Source organism: Brevundimonas sp., from assembly GCF_036405315.1.
Taxonomy (GTDB): Bacteria; Pseudomonadota; Alphaproteobacteria; order Caulobacterales; family Caulobacteraceae; genus Brevundimonas.
Genome location: NZ_DASWXW010000162.1, coordinates 1 through 10430, shown reverse-complemented (window position 1 = coordinate 10430; position 10430 = coordinate 1). Strand labels below are relative to the sequence as shown.

At 66.9% G+C, this 10430-nt stretch carries 11 protein-coding genes and 1 pseudogene; 6 read left to right on the top strand and 6 right to left on the bottom strand.

The annotated features are described in order from the left end of the window. Positions 1–176: 176 nt before the first annotated feature. Positions 177–1214: a phosphoribosylformylglycinamidine cyclo-ligase gene (gene purM, locus VGE49_RS10270; RefSeq protein ID WP_331034460.1), complete on the top strand. Its 1038-nt coding sequence runs from the start codon at positions 177–179 to the stop codon at positions 1212–1214. Between the two features lie 73 nt (positions 1215–1287). Here purM and VGE49_RS10265 read toward each other — a convergent pair whose 3' ends face one another. Next, positions 1288–2880, bottom strand: coding sequence for a S10 family peptidase (locus VGE49_RS10265; protein WP_331034459.1), 1593 nt, complete (start codon positions 2878–2880; stop codon positions 1288–1290). A gap of 156 nt (positions 2881–3036) precedes the next feature. On the opposite strand from VGE49_RS10265, the gene purN reads away from it, so the two are divergent. Both purN and VGE49_RS10255 read left to right on the top strand, forming a co-directional pair. Continuing rightward, positions 3037–3648, top strand: coding sequence for a phosphoribosylglycinamide formyltransferase (gene purN / locus VGE49_RS10260; protein WP_331034458.1), 612 nt, complete (start codon positions 3037–3039; stop codon positions 3646–3648). A 114-nt stretch (positions 3649–3762) separates the two neighbouring features. Continuing rightward, a complete protein-coding gene (locus tag VGE49_RS10255) occupies positions 3763–5841 on the top strand; it encodes a M13 family metallopeptidase (protein ID WP_331034457.1) in 2079 nt (692 codons plus the stop codon). A gap of 178 nt (positions 5842–6019) precedes the next feature. Here the strand turns inward: VGE49_RS10255 and ndk are convergent, their stop codons facing one another. Continuing rightward, complete coding sequence (gene ndk, locus VGE49_RS10250; protein ID WP_087139197.1) at positions 6020–6439, bottom strand: nucleoside-diphosphate kinase; 420 nt, start codon at positions 6437–6439, stop codon at positions 6020–6022. A gap of 96 nt (positions 6440–6535) precedes the next feature. Between ndk and VGE49_RS10245 the strand changes: the two genes are divergently transcribed. The 3 genes from VGE49_RS10245 (at position 6536) to VGE49_RS10235 (ending at position 9131) form a co-directional block, all read left to right on the top strand. Further along, a complete protein-coding gene (locus VGE49_RS10245) occupies positions 6536–8419 on the top strand; it encodes an ABC-F family ATP-binding cassette domain-containing protein (protein WP_331034456.1) in 1884 nt (627 codons plus the stop codon). Continuing rightward, complete coding sequence (locus VGE49_RS10240) at positions 8419–8676, top strand: DUF2164 domain-containing protein (RefSeq protein ID WP_331034455.1); 258 nt, start codon at positions 8419–8421, stop codon at positions 8674–8676. The genes VGE49_RS10245 and VGE49_RS10240 overlap by 1 nt, the downstream gene beginning before the upstream one ends. Positions 8677–8738: 62 nt before the next feature. Beyond that, on the top strand, positions 8739–9131 hold the full coding sequence (locus tag VGE49_RS10235) for a hypothetical protein (RefSeq protein ID WP_331034454.1): 393 nt from the start codon (positions 8739–8741) through the stop codon (positions 9129–9131). Between the two features lie 6 nt (positions 9132–9137). Here VGE49_RS10235 and VGE49_RS10230 read toward each other — a convergent pair whose 3' ends face one another. The 4 genes and pseudogenes from VGE49_RS10230 to VGE49_RS10215 all read right to left on the bottom strand — a co-directional run. Beyond that, positions 9138–9437 (bottom strand): hemolysin, encoded by a 300-nt coding sequence (locus VGE49_RS10230; protein ID WP_331034453.1) that lies wholly within the window; start codon positions 9435–9437, stop codon positions 9138–9140. Positions 9438–9458: 21 nt separating this feature from the next. Next, on the bottom strand, positions 9459–9806 hold the full coding sequence (locus VGE49_RS10225; RefSeq protein ID WP_331034452.1) for a hypothetical protein: 348 nt from the start codon (positions 9804–9806) through the stop codon (positions 9459–9461). Next, complete coding sequence (locus tag VGE49_RS10220; protein WP_331034451.1) at positions 9788–10249, bottom strand: DNA polymerase III subunit chi; 462 nt, start codon at positions 10247–10249, stop codon at positions 9788–9790. The genes VGE49_RS10225 and VGE49_RS10220 overlap by 19 nt, the downstream gene beginning before the upstream one ends. Positions 10250–10276: 27 nt before the next feature. After that, positions 10277–10430 (bottom strand): annotated as a pseudogene (locus VGE49_RS10215) (leucyl aminopeptidase); the annotation flags it as partial.

Here is a 10430-nt window from a genome sequence, read left to right as displayed (position 1 = left end):
TCGCGCATGAATTCGGTGTCGACCGTGATGAACGGGGCCTTGGCCAGGCGTTCGCAGAAGTCGATTAGCGCGTCATTGGTGGTGATTGGCGTCATTCCGATGCTATAGCCCCGCGCGACGCCGTTGTGGCAAGAGCGCCGCAACAGATTTTCGCCCCCGATATCGAGCCGTGACCGATGAGCGACACCCCCGAAGCCCTGAAAAACGGCCTCACCTACGCCGATGCAGGCGTGGATATCGACGCCGGAGAAATGTTGGTCGATGCGATCAAGCCCCTGGCCAAGTCGACTCGTCGCCCCGGCGCCGAGGCTTCGCTGGGCGGATTCGGCGCCCTGTTCGACCTGAAGGCCGCCGGTTTCGAGGACCCGCTGATCGTCACCACCACGGACGGCGTCGGCACCAAGCTGAAGATCGCCATCGAGACCGGCCGTCATGACGGCGTGGGCGTCGATCTGGTGGCCATGTGCGTCAACGACCTCCTGGCCCAGGGCGCCGAGCCGCTGATGTTCCTGGACTACTACGCCACCGGCAAGCTGGACGTGGACGCCGCGCGCCGCGTCGTCGCCGGCATCGCCGAGGGCTGCCGCCAGTCGGGCAGCGCCCTGGTCGGCGGCGAGACAGCCGAAATGCCGGGCATGTATTCGGGCGGCGATTATGATCTGGCCGGCTTCTCGGTCGGCGCGGTCGAGCGCGGTCAGGTTCTGCCCTATCTGGACCAGCAGAAGGCCGGCGACATCATCATCGGCCTGGCCTCGTCGGGTCCGCACTCGAACGGCTATTCGCTGATCCGCAAGGTGGTCGAGAAGTCCGGCCTGGCCTGGAGCGATGACGCCCCCTTCGCCAAGGACCGCACGCTGGCCCAGGCCCTGATGGAGCCGACCCGCATCTATGTGAAGCCGGTCCTGCCGCTGATGAAGGCCGGTCTGGTCAAGGGCGCCGCCCACATCACCGGCGGCGGCCTGATCGAAAACCCGCCGCGCTGCATCGCCGAGGGCCTGCAGGCCGCCTTCGACTGGAACGCCTGGGCCCTGCCCCCCGTCTTCGAATGGCTGGGCGTCGTCGGCGGCATCTCCGACCACGAACTGCGCCGCACCTTCAACTGCGGCGTCGGCTTCATCCTGATCGTCTCGCCGGAAAACGCCGAGCCGGTGCTGGCCGCCCTGCTGAACGCAGGCGAGGAAGCCTTCATCTGCGGACAACTGGAAGCTGCCTGAGCGTCCAACGTCTGAAACGACAAAGGCCCCGGTCGCGCGACCGGGGCCTTTTCCTATTCACCGAGCCTGAACGTCAGCGCACGCCGCCGTTCTCGGTCTCCTCATAGAACTTCGCCAGATCGCGATGCAGGGCCTCCAGCGCGGGACGGCTCGTGTACATCATGTGCCCGCCCTCATAATAGGTGAACTCCAGGTTCTGGCGCAGCTTGGGCTCCAGCATCATCTGGGCCAGGTCGAACTCGGTCGAGAAGAAGGGCGTGGCGGCGTCGTAGTAGCCGTTTAGCGCCAGCACCTTCAGATGCGGGTTGCGTCGCATGGTCGTGGCCAGGTCGACCGCCGTGTTCGGCGTGGTCTGCGGCCCGCCCACCGGCGGACGGTGGCTCCAGTTCCAGTTGAAGCCCGGCAGGCCGCGCGCCGACTGGCGATAGTCCATGTCGGTGCGGAAGTTCAGCGTATTGGCGATGTAGTCGTTGAAGACGCCGAAATAGGCCCCGGTGATGGCGCTGCTGGACGGGTCTTCCTCCGGCTCGCCGCCCACGGCGTCGGCGTCCATGCCCAGGTAGCGGGTGTCCAGGCGGCCGATGGTCTCGCGCCGATCCCTCAGCAGCTCCTTGCGGAAGGGCGACAGCTCGACCCGCAGGTTGGCGTTGTCGATGAAGGTCGGCGAGACGCCGATCAACTCGTTCATCTGCTGGGCGATCTGGGCGCGCTCGGCGTCAGAGATCATGTGCCCCTTGGCCAGAGCCGCCGCATAGGGGCCCATGGCGAACTCGCGCGCCCGCTGGACGTGGGCCTCGACCGTGGCCGGACGGTTCGGCACCTTGTTGTGATACCAGGCCGTCGCCGCATAGGTCGGCAGCAGGGTGATGAAGTTCTGGGCATAGCCCGGCTGGCGCACGCCGTAGTTCATGATCGACGACAGCAGGATGACGCCGTTCAGCGACATCCCCCGGCTTTCCAGCTGATGCGCCACGGCGCCGGTGCGCAGGGTGCCGTAGCTTTCGCCCAGCACGTATTTCGGGCTGGACCAGCGGTTGAACTTGGTCGTGTAGCGCATGATGGCGCGGGTGAAGGCGTCGGCGTCCTGATCCACGCCCCAGAAGGCCGTGCCCGGCGTCTCGGCCAGGGGGCGCGAATAGCCGGCGCCGACCATGTCGATGAAGACCAGGTCGGTCTTGTCCAGCAAGGTCATGTCGTTGGGGCCGACATTGAACGGCGCCGGGCGCTCGACCACCGGATCGTCCGTCAGCACCCGAACCGGCCCGAAGGCCCCCATGTGCAGCCAGACCGTCGGCGAGCCCGGGCCGCCGTTGTAGAGATAGGTCACGGGACGCCGGCCCACCGGCTGCCCGTCCAGCGTGTAGGCGACGTAGAAGAGGCTGGCCGTCGGCATGCCCGCGTCGTCGCGGATGGTCAGGGTGCCGGCCGTGGCCTTGTAGCGCATGGCGCGGCCGTGGGCGGTGATCGAATGGCTGGTCGTCACCTCCTTCTCTTCGACGCTGGCGCGAGCCCAGTTGCGCTCCACCTGCTCGGCGTTGGCGTTGCGCAGACGGTCCGAGGCCGAACGCACGGGGCCGGAGCCGCCGCCGGACGCTTCCTGGGCCAGGGCAAGCATGGGCGCGGCCAGAAGCGCCGTCGCGCAGACGGCGGTAAGCAGATGACGCATTGTGAACTCCCCCTCACGCGCCGGACATCCCGGCGCCGGGACGCTAACGCCAAGTCGGTCCCTCCGGCAACGGACTTTGTAACGCTGCGGGCTTGCCAAGAGGCGATGGGGGACGCATCCCTCCCCTCCTCCCCGATCCGTCCCCGAGCCGCCCCCATGTCGACCGCCTCACCCAAGCCCAAGACACGCGTGGCCGTGCTGATTTCCGGCTCCGGCACCAACATGGCCTCGCTGATCGCGGCGGGTCAGGCGGCGGACGCCCCCTATGAGATCGTGGTCGTCGTCTCCAACATCCCCGACGTGGCCGGCCTGGATAAGGCCCGCGCCGCCGGAATCGAGGCTCTGACGGTCGAGCACAAGGCGTTCGGCAAGGACCGCGAGGCGCACGAGCGCGCGCTGGACGCCCTGCTGGCCGAGCGGAAGGTCGAGGTCATCGCCCTGGCCGGCTACATGCGGCTGCTGACGCCCTGGCTGGTGCAGAAATGGGCGGGACGGATGCTGAACATCCACCCGTCGCTGCTGCCCCTCTATCCCGGCCTGAACACCCACGCCCGCGCCATCGAGGCCGGCGATCTTGAGGCGGGCTGCACCGTCCACGTCGTCACCGAGGGCGTGGACGAAGGCCCGGTCCTGGGTCAGGCCCGCGTGCCGATCCTGCCGGGCGACGACGCCGAAACCCTGGCCGAACGGGTCAAGGCGGCGGAACATGCGCTCTACCCCGAGACCCTGGCCGCTTTCGTCGCGCACCAAAGCCAAGCTCAACCTTAACGATTTTTAATGCGACAGCCCGTCGCAGGCGGGAGCAGTTTCCCCGCGAACGATCGGACCGGCCCAGCCTGAGTTGACCGGCGACCGCTCGCTGTTTCCACATGGGAAGACCCGATGTCCAAGACCCGCCTGATGGGCGCCGCCGGCCTGGCGCTCGCCCTCGCGCTCTCCGCCCAAGCCGCCTCGGCCCAAGACGCTCACGCCGGCCATGCGGGCCACGCCGCCCCGGCCGCCGCCGCTGACGCACCCCAGATCCATCCCTGGGGCTTTGACCTGAACGGTCGCGATCTGGCGGTGAAGCCGGGCGACGACTTCAACGAATACGCCAACGGCGCCTACCTCAAGAACACCGAAATCCCCTCGGACAAGGCCCGCTTCGGCCCGTTCGACGTTCTGTATGAGAACGCCCAGAGCCAGTTGAAGGCCATTATCGAGGCCAGCGCCGCCAACCCGACCAACGCCAATGCGCAGAAGGTCGGCGCCCTCTACGCCAGCTTCATGGACGAGGCCCGTGTCAATCAGCTGGGGGCCCAGCCCCTGGCCGCCGACCTAGCCGCCGTGCGCGCCGTCACTGACCATGGCGGCATGGCCCGTCTGATGGGCGAAAGCCACGCCGGGTTCGGCGGCTCCCTGTTCGGCGTCGACGTGTTCGAGGACCTGCAGAACCCCAACCTCAACTCGGCCTACATGGGCCAGGGCGGCCTCGGCCTGCCCGACCGCGACTACTATCTGAAGGCCGACTTCGCGCCGCAGCGCGAAGCCTATGTCGCCTACATCACCCGCGCCCTGACCGCCGCGGGTTGGTCGAACCCGGCCAAGGCCGCCGCCGACATCCTGGCCTTCGAGACCAAGGTGGCCGAGAAGCACTGGACCACGGTCGAGCGTCGCCAGATCGACAAAATTTACAATCCGGCCCCGACCGCCGACCTGGGCAAACTGGCGCCCGGCTTTGACTGGTCCGCCTTCCTGCAGGGCGCACGGATCGACAACGTCCCGACTCTCGTCCTGATGGAGAACACCGCCATCCCGGGCATCGCCCAGGTCTTCGCCGACACGCCGATCGAGACGCTGAAGGCCTGGCAAGCCTTCCAGATCGTCGATCAGGCCGGCCCCTACCTGTCGGACGCCTTCGTCGATTCCCGCTTCGAGTTCCGCGGCAAGACCCTGCGCGGCCAACCCGAGAACCGTCCGCGCTGGAACCGCGGCGTCGCCTTGGTCGACGGCCAGCTGGGCGAGGTTCTGGGCCAGGAATACGTCCGTCTGCACTTCCCCCCGTCGTCCAAGACCCAGATGGAGGCCTTGGTCGCCAACCTCAGCGCCGCCATGACCGAGCGTCTCAAGGCCCTGGACTGGATGAGCGAACCGACGCGCGAGCAGGCCCTGCTCAAGATGTCCAAGTTCGGCGTGAAGATCGGCTATGCCGAGAAATGGCGCAGCTATGACGGGTTGGAGCTGTCGGCTGGCGACCTCTACGGCAACGTCGAGCGCGCCTCGGCCTTCGACTGGGCCTGGAAGCGCGGCAAGATCGGGCAGCCGGTCGATCCGCTGGAATGGGGCATGACGCCCCAGACGGTGAACGCCTACTACAACCCGCCGCGCAACGAGATCGTCTTCCCCGCCGCCATCCTGCAGCCGCCCTTCTTCGACCCGAACGCGGACCCGGCGGTCAACTACGGCGGCATCGGCGCTGTCATCGGCCACGAGATCACCCACGGCTTCGACGATCAGGGCCGCAAGTCCGACGCGAACGGCGTGCTGCGCGACTGGTGGACGCCGGAGGACGCCGCCCGCTTCGAGGCGCGCGCCAAGGTCCTGGGCGCCATCTACGACGCCCAGGAGCCCATTCCCGGCACGCACATCAACGGCGCGCTGACCATGGGTGAGAACATCGCCGACCTGGGCGGCCTGCTGATGGCGCTGGACGCCTATCACCGCAGCCTGAACGGCCAGCCGGCTCCCGTCATCGACGGCCTGACCGGCGAACAACGCGTCTTCCTCGGCTGGGCCCAGGTCTGGCGCGAGAAGTCGCGTGAAGCGGCGCTGAAGGAGCAACTGACCACCGACCCGCACTCGCCGGGCGCCGCCCGCGCCGCCACCCCGCCGCGCAACATCGACGCCTGGTACGCCGCCTTCGGCGTCACGCCCGATCAGGCGCAGTACATCGCCCCGGAAAGCCGCGCCCGCATCTGGTAGGCACGGCGATCGGTGGACAAATGGAAGGGCGTCAGCTTCGCGGCTGACGCCTTTTTCTTTCCTCCCCGCGAGTGCGGAGGAAAGCAGGGCCCAAACAAAAAGAAAAAGCCCGCCTCCGTTTCCGAGGGCGGGCCTTTCAATCGCAGAGTCAGGCCGCCCAAGGCGGCCCGCTCAAACCTTAGCCGACGATGTCGGCGTCGGTGAAGAACTGGGCGATCTCGATGCCGGCGTTTTCCAGCGAGTCCGAACCGTGGACCGAGTTTTCGCCGATCGACAGGGCGAACAGCTTGCGGATGGTGCCTTCAGCGGCGTCGTTCGGGTTGGTGGCGCCCATGACTTCGCGGTACTTGGCGACGGCGCCTTCGGCTTCCAGAACCTGCACGACGACCGGCTCGGCGATCATCTGCGAGACCAGTTCACCATAGAAGGGACGCTCGGCGTGCACTTCATAGAACTTCTTGGCTTGGGCTTCGGTCAGCTTGACGCGGCGCTGGGCGACGATGCGCAGGCCGGCGCCTTCGATCACGGCGTTGATGGCGCCGGTCAGGTTGCGGCGGGTGGCGTCGGGTTTGATGATCGAGAAGGTGCGTTCGGTCATGGGAAGACTCTTTGCGGTTTGGTAGTTTGAGGGTCGCGGGCTTATAGCGGCGCCCTCCCCGCTTTCCAACCGCCACCTCAACGTCAGTCGTTTTCCATGCTCCAGATCACCAACCTGACGTTCAACGCCTGGGGCCGCCAGTTCCTCGACGACGCCTCCGTCAGCCTGCCGCCGGGCTCCAAAGTCGGCCTGGTGGGCCGCAACGGCATCGGCAAGTCGACCCTGTTCAAGCTCATCCTGGGCGAACTGGCCGCCAACGGCGACGAGGTCAGCCTGCCCAAGACCGCCCGCGTCGGCTCGGTGGATCAGGAACACCCGGCCACGCCCGACAGCGTGCTGGACACGATTCTGGAAGCCGACGTCGAACGTCACGAGCTGATGAACCGGCTGGAAACCGCCCCGCCCGAGGAGATGGGCGAGATCTGGGCCCGCCTGATCGACATCGACGCCGACTCAGCGCCTGCCCGCGCTGGTGAAATTCTAGCCGGTCTGGGCTTCAGCCAGGACGATCAGCAGCGCCCCATGTCCGAGTTCTCGGGCGGCTGGCGGATGCGCGTGGCCTTGGCCGCCGCCCTGTTCGCCGAGCCGGACATGCTGCTGCTCGACGAACCGACCAACTACCTCGACCTGGAAGGCGCCCTGTGGCTGGAAAGCCGGCTGCAGAAATATCCGCATACGGCCCTGATCATCAGCCACGACCGTGAACTGCTGAACAACAGCTGCACCCACATCCTGCACCTGGCGAACCGCAAGCTGGAACTCTACACCGGCGGCTACGACATGTTCGAGAAGGCGCGCGCTGAGAAGGCCCGCCTGCAACTGTCGGCCAAGGCCAAGCAGGACGCCGAGCGCGCCCACCTGCAGGCCTTCGTCGACCGCTTCAAGGCCAAGGCGTCCAAGGCCGCCCAGGCCCAGTCGCGGATGAAGCGCCTGGCCAAGATGGAGCCGGTCTCGACCACGATCGAGGAACGCGTCGCCCCCTTCACCCTGCCTTCGCCGCCGCGCCCGCTGGCCCCGCCGCTGATCCGTCTGGAGCGCGCCAACGTCGGCTATGAGACGGGCAGGCCGATCCTGCGCAATCTCAACCTGCGCATGGACCTGGACGACCGCATCGGCCTGCTGGGCGTCAACGGCGCCGGCAAGTCGACCTTCGCCAAGATGATCGCCGGCGCGTTGAACGTGTCGGAGGGCGAACTGCACCGCGACAAGAAGATGCGCGTGGGCTGGTTCCACCAGCATCAGATCGAGGCCATGGACCCGACCGACACCCCGCTGGAGATCATCCGCCGGGCCATGCCGGACGCCAGCGAAAGCAGCCGCCGCTCCAAGCTGGCTCAGTTCGGACTCGGCTACGAAAAGCAGGAAACCACGGTCGAGAGCCTGTCGGGCGGCGAGCGCGCCCGCCTGCTGCTGAACATGGTGGCCATGGACGCGCCCCACGTCCTGATCCTCGACGAGCCGACCAACCACCTGGACATCGACAGTCGCCGCGCCCTGCTGGACGCGCTGAACGACTACAGCGGCGCCGTCATCCTGATCACCCACGACCGTTCGCTGATGGAGCTGGTCGCCGACCGCCTGTGGCTGGCCGCCGACGGCACGGTGAAGCCCTATGACGGCGACATGGACGACTATCAGAAGTTCGTCCTCGACCGCGCCAAGGCCGCCGCCGTCAAGCCCAGCCAGATCAAGCAGGAAGCTGCCGCCGCCGCCCCCTCGCAAAGCGGCAAGAAGAAGAACGACAAGAAATCAGGCCCTTCGCCCTCGACCCTGCGTCACGCGGTCAAAAAGGCCGAGGAGCGCATGGCCGCCCTGGCCGCCGAGGTCGCCCGCATCGACGACGACCTGGCCAACGCCGCCGTGTCCAACCCCAAGGCTCTGGAAGGCCTGACCCGCGCCCGCGCCAAGACCCAATCCGATCTGGACGCCGCCGAGGCCGCCTGGATAGAAGCTGAAGAAGCCTTGGCAGCGGTGTCCTGATGACCAAGCCGATCCAGTTCACCAAGGACGAGCGCACCGCCATCGGCGGTCGCATCCGCGACTTCTTCAGCAAGGAACTGGATCAGGACATCAGCCAGCTTCAGGCCGAGATGGTGCTGGAGTTCTTCGGCGGGCAGATCGGCGGCTGGTTCTACAATCGCGGCCTGGCCGACGCCCAGGCCGTGGTCACGGCCAAGGCCGAGGACATCGCCGACGCCATCTACGCCTTGCAGCGAAACGAACCGCCGCTTCGATAACCGACGTTCGACAAACTTCGAGAGTCATGCAACGACCTCTGGGACCAATCCACAGAGCCGTCATGATCAGAACCTTCGTCGCCCTCGCCCTGGCCGCAGCCCTGTTCGCGCCCGCCGCCCTGGCCCAGGACGCGGCGCCGCAGCGTTACGCCGTGGAGCTGCAACTGATTGAGGCCAGCAAGGACGTGGTCGTGGCCCACACCTTCGTCGCGGAAGGCAGCCCGGCCTCGCCGACGCTGAGCGCCGACAAGGACGCCCTCGAGTTCAACGCCAACATCTACACCCAGCAAGGCGACGGCGCCGACGGTATGCTCGTCACAGAGGTCAATCTGGTCCGCAACGGCGAAGAAATCGCAGCCCCGCGCATGATGATGCGGCGCGGCGGCACGGCCCGCTATGAAGTCGGAACCGAGGGGGCAGGCGTCGTCCGCGTCACGGTCAAGCCTGCCTCCTGATCCGCGTCAGCCGCAGCTGACGCGCGTCACGACATTGGTCTTGTCGTCGTAGGTGAAGTTCACGCGGTTATCGCGGAAGTCCATCGTCGCGGCGCAGCTGCTGCACAGGACGCGGAAGATGCGGCCGGCCGGCGCGTCGGCGGGAATCGCCGAACGGTTGCGGCCGACATATTCCTGATAGTCGCCGGCCTTGCAGGCCACGGGCGTGGCTTCGCCGCCCGGCGCGGGTGCGGCCTCCTGGGTCGGCGCGCAGGCCGAGAGCGCCACGGCGCCCGCGAAAGCCGTCAGAATCAGCATGGTCTTCATGGCGTCCCTCTCCTGGTTCGGCTAGCCGCAGCTCACACGCTCGACGATGCCGGTTTGCTGATTATAGAAAATATTCAATCGGTAAGGCGAATAATCTTCAGTGACAGGACAGGTGGTGCAAGCCACCCGACGGTTCACTACGTCAACCGGAACGGGAATCTCGGTCCGGGGTTTCCCGACCAGCCATTGCAGTTCGCCCGCCTTGCACATGTCGGCGTCGTTCTGTGGCAGGCGCGTGCCGACCGGCTGATTCTGACGCGCCTGCTCGACGATGCGGGGCGCGGTCGGCGTGGGCGATGACGAGGAGCAGCCGGTGACCGCCAGCAGCCCCAAGACGCTCAGGGAGACGATCAGGCCGCCTTTTCCCAACGTCCTTCGTCCGTCTGTTTCCAGTAAGCCAGATTGGCGTTGGCCGCCTTCAGCGTACGCCAGCGGTCGCGCGCGTGCTGCAACGCCTGTTCGTTTCGACCGTCGAAGATGATGAAGCACCGCTCGTACCCTTCCGTGGCCCCCAGCTCTGCTTCATCGACGATGAACAGCGCCTGAGCACCATTCAGATTCTCGCCCGATTCGGACAGAAGGATGGGCTGACGCCGAGCGTGGTCCTCCGACGCCAGTCCATGTGGCAGGAAGCTGTCCTGGCGGTAAGTCCACAGGTGCTCGTCGATGTCGTCGAGGCGGTGAGACACGGCCCCGCGCACGAGGGCGCGCCAGCCCCGCTGGAGCGTTTTCTCCAGCAGGCCCGGCAGCACCTGATCCAGCGTCGATCGCTCCAGATGGTAGAACCAGATTTCCGGCTTGGCGTCAGACACCCGGTCCTACCCTCTGAATGCGTCGGATCAGGCTTCGTACTTGTCGGCGACCATGCGGTCCAGCAGACGCACGCCATAGCCCACGGCGCCGTCCGGCACGGTCGGGTTGCGGCTGTCCTTGACCCAGGCGGTCGAGGCGATGTCGATGTGCGCCCACGGCACGCCGTTGGTGAAGCGTTGC

Bases quoted from the DNA above. Each gene is read 5' to 3' on its own strand.
- VGE49_RS10265 (WP_331034459.1), bottom strand. From the start codon at position 2,880: ATGCGTCATCTGCTTACCGCCGTCTGCGCGACGGCGCTTCTGGCCGCG.
- ndk (WP_087139197.1), bottom strand. From the start codon at position 6,439: ATGACCGAACGCACCTTCTCGATCATCAAACCCGACGCCACCCGCCGC.
- VGE49_RS10235 (WP_331034454.1), top strand. From the start codon at position 8,739: ATGATCAGAACCTTCGTCGCCCTCGCCCTGGCCGCAGCCCTGTTCGCG.
- VGE49_RS10230 (WP_331034453.1), bottom strand. From the start codon at position 9,437: ATGAAGACCATGCTGATTCTGACGGCTTTCGCGGGCGCCGTGGCGCTC.
- purN (WP_331034458.1), top strand. From the start codon at position 3,037: ATGTCGACCGCCTCACCCAAGCCCAAGACACGCGTGGCCGTGCTGATT.
- VGE49_RS10245 (WP_331034456.1), top strand. From the start codon at position 6,536: ATGCTCCAGATCACCAACCTGACGTTCAACGCCTGGGGCCGCCAGTTC.
- VGE49_RS10255 (WP_331034457.1), top strand. From the start codon at position 3,763: ATGTCCAAGACCCGCCTGATGGGCGCCGCCGGCCTGGCGCTCGCCCTC.
- purM (WP_331034460.1), top strand. From the start codon at position 177: ATGAGCGACACCCCCGAAGCCCTGAAAAACGGCCTCACCTACGCCGAT.
- VGE49_RS10240 (WP_331034455.1), top strand. From the start codon at position 8,419: ATGACCAAGCCGATCCAGTTCACCAAGGACGAGCGCACCGCCATCGGC.